Genomic DNA, 15305 nt, shown 5'->3' with positions numbered 1-15305 from the left:
TGGTGAGGAGATAAATTCCCTCACCACAGATGATGTTTTTTCGAGGCATAAAAAAACGGCCTACCTTTCGGTAAGCCGTTTTTAGTACTTGGTGGCTACACAGGGACTTGAACCCCGGACCCCAGCATTATGAATGCTATGCTCTAACCAACTGAGCTATGTAGCCAAGTGGCGCGCATTATTCCCCTGAAATGGAAAAGCGTCAAGCGTAAATTTAAAAATTTTTTCTACGCTTTCAACCGTTTATCAAAATCACTGGCTCAGCAGCGGCGAAGGGCAGCGCTGGAACCAGCGGCTGACCTGTTCATACGCGTACGCCAATTGCAGGACAGCGAAGTCGGCCTGGTGCTTGCCGATGATTTGCAGGCCCATCGGTAAACCATTTGAATTGAATCCCGCCTGAACGTTGGCGACCGGGCAACCCGACAGCGTGCCGGGGATGACCACCTCCATCCAGCGGTGATACGTGTCCATGCTCACGCCCTCGATAGACGTCGGCCAAGGCTGGGTTTTATCGAACGGGAAGACCTGGGCACTGGGCAGCAGCAGGTAATCGTAGCGTTCGAACAAGCGCGAAATCGCCCGATACCAATCGCTGCGCACCGCGGATGCGGCGAACACTTCGCTGGCCGAGAGCTTCAAGCCGTTTTCCACTTCCCAAATCGCTTCCGGTTTCAACAACGCGCGTTTTTGCGGATCGGCATACGTCGCGCCCAATGACCCCGCGACCATCCAGTGTCGTAGCGTCCGCCAACTGCTCCACAGCCGCTCAGGCGCGAAACCCGGCTCAACCGACTCAACATGGCAACCGATGCTTTCAAAGTCGGCAAAGGTTTTCTCACACAGCGACAGCACACCTCTCTCCATCGGCAGATAGCCATTGAAGTCCCCCAGCCACCCCAACCGAGTGCCTTTGAAGTCGCGCTCCAGCGGTTCGGCAAATGCCTCCCCGGATTCGCTGATCGACAGCGGCGCCCGCGCATCGCCCCCGGCCTGCACCGACAGCAACAACGCTGCATCCCTCACGCTGCGCGCCATCGGCCCTTCGTAACCGAGTTGATCGAAAAACAGATCTGCACTGTCATCAAACGGCACGCGGCCCTGAGAAGGTCTGAACCCGAAGATGTTATTGAACGCCGCCGGATTACGCAGCGACCCCATCATGTCGCTGCCATCGGCCACCGGCACCAGGTGCATCGCCAACGCCGCCGCTGCGCCGCCACTGCTGCCGCCCGCCGTTTTGCTCGGGTCATAAGCGCAGCCAGTCGCACCGAATAGCGGGTTGTAACTCTGCGAACCGAGGCCGAATTCCGGGGTGTTGGTCTTGCCGATGATGATCGCGCCGGCCGCTTTGATCCGCTCGACCATGATGCCGTCGCGCTCGGGGATAAAGTCCTTGAACAGCGGCGAACCCAGCGTGGTGCGGATGCCTTGGGTCAGCGACAGATCCTTGATTGCGTGGGGCAGGCCGTGCATCCAGCCACGGTATTCACCGCGCGCCAGTTCGGCATCGCGCGCATCGGCCTGAGCCAGCAGAACATCGGGCGCCTGCAGGCTGATCAGCGCGTTGACCTGCGGGTTGAAACGTTCGATATGGGCAAGATAAGTCTGCATCACTTCGCGGCAGGACACCTGGCGCAGGCGGATGCGGTCGGCGAGGGCGTGGGCCTGCAGCAGGACCAGTTCGCTGATGTTATTGGAATTCATGACAACGGCGCCTTTCAGACGGCTGGAGAAACGCCCCGGCCGCATGCCGGGGCGGGCAGGAATCAACGCATCAGGTTGGTCCAGAGACGGTCGGCGAGGCGGATCGCGCCTTCGCCGCAGGTCTTGCTGAACACCACGTTAGTGCCTTCGGGAATGTGCAATTCCGGCGCATCCTTGAGCGCCGCATCGAGGAACGGTTCGACGCCTTTGATCGGGCTCTGGTGCTTGAGGAAGTTCTGCGTCATCGCCGAGTTTTCCGGCTGGCTGAGGAACGCGATGAACGCCTTGGCATTCGCCGGATTCTTGCTACCGGTGGGGATGACCATGTTGTCGACCCAGGCCAGCACGCCTTCTTTCGGGTACAGGTATTTCAGGCTCGGTTTCATCTCGCGGGCGCGCATCGACGAGCCGCCCCAGAACATCGACATGTCGATTTCACCCGAGGCGAGGTTCTCGCGGATCGAGCCGGCCTTGGAGCTGTAAGTCTTCACGAACGGCTTCTGCGCCTTGAGCAGCGTGAGGATCTGCTGCATCTGTTTCGGGTCTTCGCTGCACAGCGGAATGTTCAGGTACAGGCTGGCCATGTCGACCATGTCGCTGACCGAATCGAACATGTTGATCCGCCCCTGCAACTCGGCTGGCGGCTCGTACAAAACCTTGTAGCTGTCGGCCGGGCCCTGGTAGCGCGCACTGTCGAGCACCACGCTGGTAGTGCCCCAGATGAACGGCACCGAGTACGCGCCTTCAGGGTCCCAGCTCGGTTTTTTCAGGTTATCCACAACGCTGGCGTAGTACGGTTCCTTGACCGGATCGAAACGCTCGAGCAGGTTTTCCTTGATCAGAATCGGGATGAACTGGTGCGACGGAATCGCCACGTCATAGCCCGCGCCGCCCTGTTTCAGCTTGGCCAGCAGGGTCTCGTTGGAGTCGTAGGAATCGACCGTGACTTCGATGCCCGTCTGCTTCTGGAACTTGGCGAGAATCTGCGGCGAGAAGTACCCGCTCCAGCTCACCACGTTGAGTTTTTCCGCGGCCTGAACGCTGCCGGTCATCACCAGCGGCACTGTCAGGAACAACCCGGTGCCGACGCTTTTCATCCACTTGCTCATGTTATTTCCCCACGGTTCGTAGAAGGTTCAGGCGGGCTTTTTGCCCAGCAGGTAAGAGAGGCTGACGAACAGCACCGAGACGCCGAGGATCAGGGTCGAGACGGCGTTGACGTCGGGTGTCACGCCCATGCGCAACAGACCGAAGATGAAAATCGGCAGGGTGGTGGTGCCGGCCTGGGAGACCATCATCGAGATCACGAAGTTATCCAGCGAGACGATGAAGGCCAGCATCAGCCCGGAGAAAATCCCCGGCATCAGCAGCGGCAAGGTCACTTTGCGGAAGGTGCGCCACGGGCCGGCGTAGAGGTCGGCGGAGGCTTGTTCCAGCGACAGGTCCATGTCGTTGAGGCGAGCGCGGATCGGCAGGTAGGCGAACGGAATGCAGAACACCGTATGGGCGATGATCAGGTTGCCGTAACCCAGCGACAGGCCAATGGTGGAGAACAAGGCGAGCGTCGCCACACCGACGACGATTTCCGGCAGCACCAGCGGCAGCATGATTGCGCCCATCGACAATTGCAGGCCCTTGAACCTGGCGCCGCGCGAAGTACCCAGGGCGGCGAGGGTGGCAATCGCGGTGGCGATCATGCTTGCGCAGACCGCGATCAACAGGCTGTTGCCGGCGGCCTGGCGCAGGGCCTGATTGGCGAACGCGGCGCGGTACCAGTCGAGGCTGAACCCGGTCCACACCGTCGCCGACTGGTTGGCGTTGAACGAGAACACCACCAGCACCACGATTGGCGCATACAGGTACAGATAGAACAGGAAACTGAAGCCGCCGAAGCCGGGGAAGTCCTGCACGCCCAGCCCTTTGCGTTTGAATAATCCGAGCATCACGCACCTCCCTTGGCGATGCGCTGGCGCTCGGCGCGCAGGGCATACACGGTCAGCACCAGCATCACGGCGGCCATCAGCACCAGCGACAGTGCGGCGCCGAACGGCCAGTTACGGGCATCGCTGAACTGCCGGAAAATCAGATTGCCGAGCATCATCCGCGTGCCGCCGCCGAGCAGTTCCGGGGCGATCATCGCGCCCAGGCAGGGCACGAAAGTGAGGATGGCGCCGGCGAGAATTCCCGGTTTGGCGATTGGCAACACCACTTTGCGCAAGGTGCGCACGCGGCCGGCATACAGATCCTGAGCCGCTTCGAGCAGGCGGATATCCATCTTTTCCAGCGTCGCGTAGATCGGCAACACCACGAACGGCGCGTAGGTATAAACCAGCCCCAGCAGCACCGCGCCGTCGGTGTACAACAACTGCAACGGCTCGTGGATGACGCCCATGCCCATCAGGCTGTTGTTGATCACTCCGGTGTTACGCAGCAGCAGAATCCACGCGTAAGTGCGGATCAGCAGGTTGGCCCAGAACGGCACGGTGATCAGAAAGATCAGCAAGCCACGCCGGTGCGCCGGTTGCATCGCCAGCCACACCGCAACCGGGAAACCGATCAGCAAGGTGATGATCGTGGTCAGCCCGGCGATGCCGATCGAGCGCAGGGCAATGATCAGATAGGAGTCGGCGAACGCGAGGCTGTCGTCCATCTGGCGTTCGAACAGCAACGAGGTGTAAGCATCGCTGCTGAAGACTTTATTGACCCCGCCGTAGGGGTTGGCTTCCATCAGCGAATAGCCGATGACGATCAGGATCGGCACCACCAGAAACAAGCCGATGGCGAGCAGCGCCGGGCTCACTCCGAGGAAGCTCTGGAAAGCCTTGCGGCGTTCCAGCGTGTTGGCAATCGGTAAGGCGTGCATGGCAACTCCTCGGGCTCAATCGTGCAGGACGCTGGCGCTTCCCCGGTCGAACAACAGACCGGCCTGACTGCCGACGGCAAAGCGCAGGCTCTGGTCGACGCAGTTGGGCGTGCGCACGGTGAGGCGCGAGCCGTCGCTGAGGCTGACCTGATATTGCAGATCGGTGCCGAGGTAGATCTGCGCTTCGATCCGGCACGGCAAGGCGTTTTCCATGTCGGCTGCGACCAGATGCAGGCGCTCGGGGCGCACCGACAAGGTCACGCTGGCGCCGACCGCCACATCGCTGCACGCTTGCGCCGGCAACGGATGCCCGGCCGGCCCGGCGAACCAGGCCATGCCGTCCTCGACTTGCGTGACCGTGCCCTCGATGAAATTGGTTTCGCCAATGAAGTCGGCGACGAAGCGATTGCGCGGGCGTTCGTAAATGTCTTCGGGGCGGCCGACCTGTTGCACTTCGCCTTCGGACAACACGGCGATGCGGTCGGACATGGTCAGCGCTTCTTCCTGGTCGTGGGTGACGAAGATGAAGGTGATGCCGGTCTTGGCCTGAATCGATTTCAGCTCTTCGCGCATGGCCTGGCGCAGCTTCAGATCGAGCGCTGACAGTGGCTCATCGAGCAGCAGCACTTTGGGGTGTGGCGCCAGTGCGCGGGCGAGGGCGACACGCTGTTGCTGACCGCCGGACAGCTGCGCCGGTTTGCGTTGGGCGAAGCGTTCCATCTGCACCAGCGCGAGCATCTCGCGTACGCGCTCGGCGATCTGTGCCTTGTTCAGCACCTTGCCCATCGGCTGCGATTCGAGACCGAAGGCCAGGTTTTCGGCGATGGTCATGTGCGGGAACAGTGCGTAATGCTGAAACACCGTATTGACCGGGCGCTGGAACGGCGGGCGATCAGCGATGTTTTCGCCGTACAGCAGAATCTCGCCTTCGGTGGGAAACTCGAAGCCGGCGATCATCCGCAGCAGGGTGGTTTTGCCGCAGCCGGAAGGGCCGAGCAGGGTAAAGAATTCGTTGTCGTGGATGTCTAGGTCGATGTTTTTCAACGCCACCGGACCGGTGTTCGGATCACCGTAAACCTTGCGCACCGAGCGGATCGACACCGCCAGCGTTTGCAGCGAATGCAGGGCATTCATGCGTTACCTCCGATTCCCCCATCGCCTGCAATGGCGCTGTGAATCAGCGACGTCGTCGGGCCATGGATATTATTTTTCTGGGCAGGATCGAGATTGCGTTCGGGGTGAAACCAGCTGTTTTTTTGTTCTGCTGTGGCTCGATTATCAGCGAGGGCTTGCGCGGGGCGAAACTTCAATTTAAACATGGCAGGTGTTAGTTAATTTAACAGCCAAAGGTGCCAGGAATCATGCCCGACCACCGTTTGCCGCCGCTCAACGCGGTGCGTGCCTTTGATGCCGCCGCGCGCTTGGGCAGCTACGTCGAAGCCTCGAAAGCCCTGCATGTGACCCAGCCAGCGATTGGTCGGCACGTGAAGTTGCTGGAGGAGTGGCTGGGCATTCAGTTGTTCGAGCGTACCTCGCGCGGGGTCAACCTGACGTCGGCGGGGGAGAAGTACCACCGCAAGATCGCCGCCGCCCTGCAGTTGATCATCGAGGCCGGCAAGGAAGCGCAGCCCAAAGAGGCCGAGCGCTGGTTGCGGATCATGGTGGTGCCGGGCTTCGCCAAGCGCTGGTTGATGCCGCGCATCGAAGCGATGCGCCATTTGCGTCCGGGTTTGAAATTCGCCATCGAGCCGAACTCGACCTTCACCGAAGTCGATGGCAAAAGCGCCGATCTGGGCATCGTCTACGGGCTCGACGGGCAGTACGCCGACTCCCGTGAAGCGTTGATCTGCCCGCGCGTGTTTCCGATCTGCACCCCGCACTATCTCGCCAGCATCGGACCTGTGACCAGCCCGGCCGATCTGGTTCGTCACGAGCTGATCCACGTCGATGACGGCGAATGGTGGAACCTGTGGTTCGCCGCGCACGACCTGGATATTCACCTCAATTCGGACATGCTCTACGTCAACAACGATCACGCGCTGTCGGTGGCCGAGAGCGGGCAGGGCATTGCCCTGGCCAACGAAGTGCTGGTTCGCGAGGAACTCAAATCCGGCAAACTGGTGCGCGCGGTGGACGCCCAGGTGAAGCTGGAAAGCTATCGGGTTCTCACGCCGTCCGCCGAACTGTCGGCGGATGCGGCGTGGTTTATTCAGTGGCTGAAGACCGAGCTGGAAGCGGACTTCCCCGAGGCGCGGATCAGCTGAGGCGGAAGCGTGCGGTGTTGTCGCTCAGGGCCTTGCTGCCCTGGCTCAGGGTGTCCGCCGCCAGGTTCACTGCACGGGCGCCTTCCAGCAGACGCACCGCGGCCTGATCGACCTGCTGGATATTGCCGCTGACTTCATCGGCGGTGCTTGCCTGTTCTTCGACGGCGGTAGCGATCTGCGCCAGGGTGTCAGTGACGCTCTGCACCGCGTTGGCGATTTCGCCGAGACGTTCACCAAGACCGGTCACCGCTTCGGCATCCGATTGCGCCTGGCCGCATGCGGCTTCCATCAGACTCACCGCTTCGTTGACCGTGGCGCGCAGGCTGTCGACCGTGCCGGCAATCTGCGCAGTCGATGACTGGGTGCGCTGCGACAGGCTGCGCACTTCATCGGCGACCACGGCAAAGCCGCGTCCCTGTTCGCCGGCGCGTGCCGCTTCAATCGCAGCGTTGAGCGCCAGCAGGTTGGTCTGCTCGGCGACGCCACGAATGGTGTCGACCACCAGTTGAATCTGCTGACCTTGCTCGCTGACTCGACCGAGTGCCGCTGCGGTGTCGTTGAGGCGTTGGTTGAGTTGCTGGATGCTCGCCGTGGTGCGCTGACTGTCGCGGCTGCTGTCAGCGGCGATGCGCCGGGTGTGCTGAGCGCTGCCGGAAGCTTGTTCGCAACTCTGCGCCACACCTTGCGAAGTGGCGGCGAGTTGCGTGGCAGCGGCGGCGATCTGGCTGATCTGCAACTGCTGCGCTTCGACTTCACTGAGCGCGCCGCTGGAGTGATCGTTGAGGCTGCGCACCGCGTGGCTCAGTTGCGAGGTCTCGTGATCGACCCCGAGCATGCTGGCGCGCAGTTGCACCACGGCAACGTTGAGCGCGGTGCTGATCGCCGCCAGCTCATCGCGGCCCACCACCGGCACTTGCAGGCTCAGGTTGCCGTCACGCAGGGCCTCGGCCAGCAGAGTAATGCCGCTGGCGCTGCGGCGGATCGAAGCCTGCAGGCAGACGAACAGGTACAGCGCCGCCAACAGCAGGCAACCGAAGATCGCCGCGACCACGATGAACTGGCGAATCGCCGAAGCGTGGTAGGCGTCCAGACGCTGATCCAGCGACAGCAGTGATTGCTGGCGCAACGACGCAAGATCGCCCAGCAGTGCATCGAGGCTGCGTTCGAAGTCTTCCGGTTTGAGGGTAATGCTGCCGCCGAACACGCCGTCATCCAGCACTTTCAGCCCAGCGTCGAGACGCTTGAGACTGTCGTGGTACTGACCGGCCCAGGTTTGCAGATCGCTCGGCAGGCGCGCTTCGAGCAGGCCTGCCGTTTTGACAAGCTGCTCGCGGGCGTCGCCGATGCGGCCGCGCAGGTCGCGCAACTGCAAGCGGCTTTGCAGAGTGAATTGTCCCGAGACCACCGAAGCTTGACCGACGGCGGCGAGGCGACCCACGCGCTCGATCAGATCCGGCGCATGCTGGGTGGAGATCTGCGTCAGCAGATAGGTTTCCAGCCATGGCGCCAACGTCAGGCGGTTGTCCATGACGATTTGCTCGCGCAAGGCTTGCAGGGCGCTGAGGGCGTTGGTGAAACGCTCATAACCGTCCGGCCACCAGCCGACGCTGCTCAGGCTTTTCGAATCCAGACCGCCGAGTGCGGTTTGCAGAGCTTGATAGCGAGCGAGGGTTTCGCCTTCGGCGCCTTCATTTTTCAGGGCGTTGCCCAGATCCGTGGTGGCTTGCAGAACAGCGGGCTGAACCTTGTCGAACGCAGCCATGGCGGCGAGGGTTGCCGGGGTCGGCTGGCGATTGGTTTCGGTGGCGCGCCAACGGGCGGCGCGGTCGCGCTGGGCGGCGAGCAGGTTGTCCAGCGCATCGAGGCTGAGCAACTGGCGTACACCGGCACGTTCGCCGGAAATCAGGTTGAGCTTGTCGCGATAGTCCTGGCCGATCATCAACAGACTGCCGGCCAACGGCAGAATGAACAGCAGAAACAACAGCTGGAATTTACGCGCGAATCCAAACCGCCCCAGCAATTTGATCCCCGGTGACAAGAAAGCCTGCATGCCTCATGACTCCTCTGGACACCACGCACCAATGGCGTGCATCGCGGTCGTGCGACCTCGATGTCGTGCCCTGCTAAAAGGCCTCGAAAGTTCACTCTCGCCCGCTCTGTAGGCCGGCTCTGTAGCGAAACTTCCCATTCTCGGCTGCCTTTGTAAGGCGGCCGCGTTCGAGGAGAGAAGCAAGGCAAGATTCAGACCATGGCGTTGAGCTATCACCTATCCCATTTAGGAGCTGCCGAAGGCTCGGGCCGCGATCGGACGATCTTTTGATCTTGCCCTTAAAAACAAAATCAAAAGATCGCAGCCTGCGGCAGCTCCTACAGGGGTTGATGAGTTATGGAGTTGGACGTTAGTTAGCTGGCTAAGGGGATGGCGCTGGCGCACCGAAAAATGGCACATTGGCGCACCTGCCTGCGTGCACCCATCTGCTGTACGGAAACTTTCATGGCTATCAGCAACGCTCAGACCGCCGCTGCCTCGGCGTCCGCTCCTCCCCAAAGCAGCCCGTTGGTGATGCGTATCATCGGCGCGGTGGCGCTGGCGCATTTGATCAACGACCTGATTCAGTCGGTGCTGCCGTCGATCTATCCGATGCTCAAGGCCAACTATGGTTTGAGCTTCACCCAAGTCGGTTTGATTACCCTGACCTTTCAACTGACAGCATCGTTGCTGCAGCCGTGGGTCGGTTATCACACTGACCGCCATCCGAAACCGTGGCTGTTGCCGGCAGGTTCGGTTTGCACACTGATCGGCATCGTGATGATGTCGATGGTCGGCAGTTTCCCGTTGATTCTGCTGGCGGCGGCGCTGATCGGTATCGGCTCCTCGACTTTCCACCCCGAGGCCTCGCGGATTGCCCGGCTGGCCTCGGGCGGGCGCTTCGGTCTGGCGCAGTCGACCTTCCAGGTCGGTGGTAACGCCGGTTCTGCGTTCGGCCCGTTGCTGGCAGCGGCGATCATCATTCCGTTCGGTCAGGGCAACGTGGCGTGGTTCGGTCTGTTCGCCGTGTTTGCGCTGTTCGTGCTGTATCGCATCAGCCGCTGGTACGCCCATCACCTCAACCTGTTCAAGCTCAAGGCCGGGCAGGCGGCGACTCACGGGCTCTCGAAGGGCAGGGTGACCAGTGCGCTGGTGGTGCTCGGCTTGCTGGTGTTCTCCAAGTATTTCTACATGGCCAGCCTCACCAGCTATTTCACCTTTTACCTGATTGAGAAGTTCGACCTGTCGGTGGCCAGTTCGCAGCTGCACCTGTTCCTGTTTCTCGGCGCGGTGGCGGCGGGGACGTTCTTCGGCGGCCCGATTGGCGACAAGATCGGGCGTAAGGCGGTGATCTGGTTTTCGATCCTCGGCGTGGCACCGTTCACCTTGCTGATGCCGCACGTCGATCTGTTCTGGACCACTGTCCTCAGCGTGGTGATCGGCTTCATTCTCGCTTCGGCGTTCTCGGCGATTGTGGTTTACGCGCAGGAACTGGTGCCGGGCAATGTCGGGATGATTGCCGGGGTGTTCTTCGGCTTGATGTTCGGGTTTGGCGGGATTGGCGCGGCGCTGCTTGGGCATCTGGCGGATGTCCATGGCATCGAGTACGTGTATTTCCTGTGCTCGTTTTTGCCGTTGTTTGGCGTGCTGGCGATTTTCTTGCCGCGCACCAAAAAAACCTGACCTACACAATTCCAACTGTGGGAGCGGGCTTGCTCGCGAATGCGGTGTATCAGTCGATATTAATGTGGCTGACACATCGCCTTCGCGAGCAAGCCCGCTCCCACAGGGACTTGCTGGTGTTGCATACAAATCTGTCAGGCACAAAAAAGCCGCGTATCAAACGCGGCTTTTTCTTCGGCGTGTCGCTTAGACGTTGAAGCGGAAGTGCATCACGTCGCCGTCTTTGACGATGTAGTCCTTGCCTTCCAGGCGCCATTTACCGGCTTCCTTGGTACCGGCTTCGCCTTTGTACTGGATGAAGTCGTTGTAGGCGATGACTTCGGCGCGGATGAAGCCTTTTTCGAAGTCGGTGTGGATCACGCCAGCGGCTTGTGGTGCGGTGGCACCGACGCGGACGGTCCAGGCGCGGACTTCTTCGACACCAGCAGTGAAGTAGGTCTGCAGGTGCAGCATTTCGTAGCCGGCGCGGATCACGCGGTTCAGGCCAGGCTCTTCCAGGCCCAGGGCCTCGAGGAACATGTCCTTCTCTTCGCCGTCGTCGAGCTCGGCGATTTCCGCTTCGATCTTGTTGCACACCGGAACGACCATGGCGCCTTCTTCTTCGGCGATAGCCTTGACCACGTCCAGGTGCGGGTTGTTCTCGAAACCGTCTTCAGCGACGTTGGCGATGTACATGACCGGTTTGGTGGTCAGCAGGTGGAAGCCCTTGATCACGGCCTTTTCGTCAGCGCTCATGTTCTTCATCAGGCTGCGCGCAGGCTTGCCTTCGGTGAAGTGCGCGATCAGTTGCTCCAGCAGAGCCTTCTGAACCACGGCGTCCTTGTCACCACCCTTGGCGTTGCGCGCGACTTTCTGCAGTTGCTTCTCGCAGCTGTCGAGGTCGGCGAAGATCAGTTCCAGGTCGATGATTTCGATGTCGCGCTTTGGGTCGACGCTGTTGGACACGTGGATCACGTTGTCGTCTTCGAAGCAGCGCACGACGTGAGCGATGGCGTCGGTTTCGCGAATGTTGGCCAGGAACTTGTTGCCCAGACCTTCACCTTTCGACGCGCCGGCCACCAGGCCTGCGATGTCGACGAATTCCATGGTGGTCGGCAGGATGCGCTTCGGATTGACGATGGCCGCCAGAGCCTCCAGACGTGGATCCGGCATCGGCACGATGCCGCTGTTCGGCTCGATGGTGCAGAAGGGGAAGTTCTCGGCCGCGATACCGGATTTGGTCAGGGCGTTGAACAGGGTGGACTTGCCGACGTTAGGCAGGCCGACGATGCCGCAATTGAATCCCATGGTGTTTCCCCTCGGATTAGAGTCAGGCCTTCTGGCTGTGCAGGTTTTTCATCGCGCGGTTCCATTCACCGGCGAGGATATCCGGCAGCACGCCGAGGGCAAAGTCGATGCTGGCATCGAGTTTTTCCTGTTCGGCGCGTGGCGCACGACCCAGGACGAAATTTGAAACCATACTGGCGACGCCCGGGTGGCCGATGCCAAGCCGCAGGCGGTAGAAAGTATTCTGATTGCCCAGTTGCGCGATGATGTCGCGCAACCCGTTGTGACCGCCATGGCCGCCGCCTTGCTTGAGCTTGGCGACGCCCGGAGGCAGGTCGAGTTCGTCGTGCGCCACCAGGATTTCTTCAGGCTTGATGCGGAAGAAACCGGCGAGTGCCGCCACGGCCTGGCCGCTGCGGTTCATGTAGGTGGTGGGAATCAGCAGACGAACATCCTGACCCTGATGCGAGTAGCGCCCGGTCAGGCCGAAATATTTGCGATCGGCCACAAGGTTCACACCTTGCGCGGCAGCGATGCGCTCAACAAAAAGGGCCCCTGCGTTATGCCGGGTCTGTTCGTATTCAGCGCCTGGATTTCCCAGGCCAACGATCAGTTTGATGGCAGTCACGATAGGGGCCCTTCCTTGGAGTGGTGGATAACATCGCCGCAAGCAGTGAAGGCGGCGAAAGTGGACGGAAATTGCTCATTTACCATGAATGTAAACTCCGCGTTCTCGCCCGCTTTCTCGCTACGTTCCAGTCCGCGATGTTTCACTCACTCCGACGAAACAGAGTGAAATTACTCTGCTGCGCCTTCTTCGGTAGCTTCTGGAGCAACACGTGGAGCGTGGACGTTGGCTACTGCCTTGTCATCGCCGTGTGCCAGAGCAACGAACTCGACACCTTTAGGAGCTTTGAGGTCCGACAGGTGAACGATGGTGCCGATTTCAGCGTCAGCCAGGTCGACTTCGATGAACTCAGGCAGATCTTTTGGCAGGCAGGAAACTTCGATCTCGGCAACAACGTGCGAGATTTCGCCGCCTTTCTTCACTGGAGCAGCTTCGTTGATGAAGTGCACAGGAACGATAGCGGTCAGTTTCTGGCCAGCTACAACGCGTACGAAGTCAGCGTGCATCACGTGGCCTTTGGCCGGGTGACGTTGCAGAGCTTTGATCACGACGTTCTGCTTCTTGCCACCAACGTTCAGCTCGATGATGTGGCTGTAAGCCGCTTCGTTTTCGAGCAGTTTGGCAACTTCTTTGGCCAGCATGCTGATGGATTCAGGGGCTTTGTCGCCACCGTAAACTACAGCTGGAACCAGGCTTGCGAGACGACGCAGGCGGCGGCTCGCACCTTTCCCCAGGTCGGAACGCACTTCAGCATTCAGAGTAAAATCGTTCATTTTGTATCTCCAAAATAGCCATGACCGAGTGGCGTTTGCGACCAGCGCCAAACACGGTATGGGCAAAAAAGCCCCGCCCCGACAGGAATGCCGGGGCGGGGCGCTTTTCGTCAACGAGACATTTCGAGAAGGGCAGGGCCCTTAACGGAACATCGCGCTGATCGATTCTTCATTGCTGATGCGGCGAACCGCTTCGGCAACAACCGGTGCGATATCCAGTTGACGGATACGTGCACAGGCTTGTGCTGCAGCGGACAGCGGGATGGTGTTAGTCACCACCAGCTCGTCCAGCACGGAATTTTCGATATTCTCGATGGCCCGACCCGACAGCACAGGGTGTGTGCAGTAGGCAAAGACCTTGGCTGCGCCATGCTCTTTCAGGGCCTTGGCCGCGTGGCACAGAGTGCCGGCGGTATCGACCATGTCATCGACCAGAATACAGGTACGCCCTTCGACATCACCGATGATATGCATCACTTCAGAGTGATTGGCTTTCTCACGGCGTTTGTCGATGATCCCGAGATCCACGCCCAGGGATTTGGCAACAGCCCGTGCACGCACGACGCCACCAATGTCCGGGGACACGATCATCAGGTTTTCGAAGCGCTGATCTTCAATGTCATCCACCAGAACCGGGGAGCCGTAGATGTTATCTACCGGAATATCGAAGAAACCCTGAATCTGGTCAGCATGCAGATCAACCGTGAGAACACGGTCGATGCCGACTACGGTAAGCATGTCAGCAACGACTTTCGCGCTGATAGCCACACGTGCGGAACGCGGACGGCGATCCTGACGGGCATAACCAAAATAAGGAATAACAGCAGTAATACGAGTAGCCGAGGAGCGGCGGAAGGCATCAGCCATCACTACCAGTTCCATCAGGTTATCGTTGGTCGGAGCGCAAGTCGGCTGAATAATGAAAACGTCTTTACCGCGAACGTTTTCATTGATCTCGGCAGTAATTTCGCCGTCGGAAAATTTGCCGACAGAGATGTCACCGAGAGGGATATGCAGCTGACGTACAACACGCCGAGCCAGATCGGGGTTAGCGTTCCCCGTAAAGACCATCATCTTGGACACGCGCAGTACCTAGAGGCTGAGGGTAACCTGGATGAGTATAGAAAATGGCAGGGGCGGCTGGATTCGAACCAACGCATGGCAGGATCAAAACCTGCTGCCTTACCGCTTGGCGACGCCCCTGTATCTGTTGCTTCAAGTGCCTGGCACTTGATTCCTTTTAGAGCAGACTTTGCAGCTTGCGATGCAACATCGAAACGTTGCTTCCTTTCGCTACAAACCCTGTAAGGGTCTCTGTCAGAAGGGCCGAGACTTTATCAGCTTCAGCTTTGCTTGGGAAGCCCCCAAACACACAACTTCCAGTTCCGGTGAGTTTTGCTTCGGTAAATTTACCTAACAAATCCAATGCGTTACGTACCTCTGGATAACGCCTTGCAACCACCGGCAAGCAGTCATTTCGACTGTTTCCCTCGGGAACGGGGCGCACTTTAATGGGCGGCGTGTTACGTGTCAACAAAGGATCGGAAAAAATTTCTGCCGTACTTACAGAGACTTGCGGCACGAGTACCAGATACCACGGTTCTTCGGGGTCGACCGGGGTCAGTTTCTCGCCCACGCCTTCGGCAAATGCTGCATGGCCACGGACGAAAACCGGCACGTCTGCACCGAGCGAAAGGCCCAGTGCCGCGAGGCGATCTTCATCCCAGCCCAGTTGCCACAAGTGATTGAGGCCGAGCAGGGTGGTCGCCGCGTTGGAGCTGCCGCCACCGATGCCGCCGCCCATGGGCAGCACCTTGTCGATCCAGATGTCGATGCCGAGTGTGCAGCCGGACTGTTGCTGAAGCATTTTTGCCGCGCGCACGATGAGATTGCTGTCGTGGGGCACGCCCGCGAATTCGGTGTGCAGCCGAATCACGCCGTCATCGCGTACGGCGAAGGTGATTTCGTCGCCGTAATCGACAAACTGAAACAGCGTCTGCAGTTCGTGGTAGCCGTCTGCACGGCGCCCGAGAATGTGCAGCATCAGGTTGAGCTTGGCCGGCGACGGCAGCGTCAGACGTGGAGCGGTCAT

At 60.0% G+C, this 15305-nt stretch carries 13 protein-coding genes and 2 tRNA genes; 2 read left to right on the top strand and 13 right to left on the bottom strand.

The features are described from left to right. Positions 1–89 precede the first annotated feature (89 nt). The 6 genes from ACVHNU_RS20275 to ACVHNU_RS20250 form a co-directional block, all read right to left on the bottom strand. Positions 90–166: transfer RNA gene (locus tag ACVHNU_RS20275), tRNA-Met, on the bottom strand. Between the two features lie 86 nt (positions 167–252). After that, positions 253–1707, bottom strand: coding sequence for an amidase (locus tag ACVHNU_RS20270; RefSeq protein ID WP_473018187.1), 1455 nt, complete (start codon positions 1705–1707; stop codon positions 253–255). A gap of 62 nt (positions 1708–1769) precedes the next feature. Then, complete coding sequence (locus tag ACVHNU_RS20265) at positions 1770–2804, bottom strand: ABC transporter substrate-binding protein (RefSeq protein ID WP_473020089.1); 1035 nt, start codon at positions 2802–2804, stop codon at positions 1770–1772. Between the two features lie 39 nt (positions 2805–2843). After that, positions 2844–3650, bottom strand: coding sequence for an ABC transporter permease (locus ACVHNU_RS20260; RefSeq protein WP_003228176.1), 807 nt, complete (start codon positions 3648–3650; stop codon positions 2844–2846). Continuing rightward, positions 3650–4570 carry an ABC transporter permease gene (locus tag ACVHNU_RS20255; protein ID WP_473018185.1) on the bottom strand — a complete coding sequence of 307 codons (921 nt, stop codon included), beginning with the start codon at positions 4568–4570 and terminating at the stop codon, positions 3650–3652. The genes ACVHNU_RS20260 and ACVHNU_RS20255 overlap by 1 nt, the downstream gene beginning before the upstream one ends. A gap of 15 nt (positions 4571–4585) precedes the next feature. Next, complete coding sequence (locus ACVHNU_RS20250) at positions 4586–5704, bottom strand: ABC transporter ATP-binding protein (RefSeq protein WP_473018184.1); 1119 nt, start codon at positions 5702–5704, stop codon at positions 4586–4588. A gap of 227 nt (positions 5705–5931) precedes the next feature. On the opposite strand from ACVHNU_RS20250, the gene ACVHNU_RS20245 reads away from it, so the two are divergent. After that, on the top strand, positions 5932–6834 hold the full coding sequence (locus ACVHNU_RS20245) for a LysR substrate-binding domain-containing protein (protein WP_473018183.1): 903 nt from the start codon (positions 5932–5934) through the stop codon (positions 6832–6834). Here ACVHNU_RS20245 and ACVHNU_RS20240 read toward each other — a convergent pair. Further along, on the bottom strand, positions 6827–8884 hold the full coding sequence (locus ACVHNU_RS20240; RefSeq protein ID WP_473018181.1) for a methyl-accepting chemotaxis protein: 2058 nt from the start codon (positions 8882–8884) through the stop codon (positions 6827–6829). The genes ACVHNU_RS20245 and ACVHNU_RS20240 overlap by 8 nt on opposite strands. A 444-nt stretch (positions 8885–9328) precedes the next feature. Between ACVHNU_RS20240 and ACVHNU_RS20235 the strand changes: the two genes are divergently transcribed. Next, entirely contained in the window at positions 9329–10546 is a 1218-nt protein-coding gene (locus tag ACVHNU_RS20235) for an MFS transporter (RefSeq protein ID WP_003228168.1), read from the top strand. Between the two features lie 186 nt (positions 10547–10732). Here ACVHNU_RS20235 and ychF read toward each other — a convergent pair whose 3' ends face one another. From ychF to ispE, 6 genes are all read right to left on the bottom strand, one after another. Next, on the bottom strand, positions 10733–11833 hold the full coding sequence (ychF, locus tag ACVHNU_RS20230) for a redox-regulated ATPase YchF (protein ID WP_003228166.1): 1101 nt from the start codon (positions 11831–11833) through the stop codon (positions 10733–10735). Positions 11834–11855: 22 nt separating this feature from the next. Next, positions 11856–12440, bottom strand: a complete 585-nt coding sequence (gene pth / locus ACVHNU_RS20225) for an aminoacyl-tRNA hydrolase (RefSeq protein ID WP_003228164.1) — start codon at positions 12438–12440, stop codon at positions 11856–11858. A 170-nt stretch (positions 12441–12610) separates the two neighbouring features. After that, complete coding sequence (locus ACVHNU_RS20220; RefSeq protein WP_003228162.1) at positions 12611–13213, bottom strand: 50S ribosomal protein L25/general stress protein Ctc; 603 nt, start codon at positions 13211–13213, stop codon at positions 12611–12613. 141 nt (positions 13214–13354) lie between these two features. Next, entirely contained in the window at positions 13355–14296 is a 942-nt protein-coding gene (locus ACVHNU_RS20215; protein WP_003171603.1) for a ribose-phosphate pyrophosphokinase, read from the bottom strand. A gap of 45 nt (positions 14297–14341) precedes the next feature. After that, a tRNA-Gln gene (locus ACVHNU_RS20210) sits at positions 14342–14416 on the bottom strand. A 37-nt stretch (positions 14417–14453) separates the two neighbouring features. Further along, positions 14454–15305 carry a 4-(cytidine 5'-diphospho)-2-C-methyl-D-erythritol kinase gene (gene ispE, locus ACVHNU_RS20205; RefSeq protein WP_103485744.1) on the bottom strand — a complete coding sequence of 284 codons (852 nt, stop codon included), beginning with the start codon at positions 15303–15305 and terminating at the stop codon, positions 14454–14456.

This window comes from Pseudomonas sp. Ors-4-3C, assembly GCF_055755035.1.
This window is presented reverse-complemented; position numbering and strand designations above follow the sequence as displayed.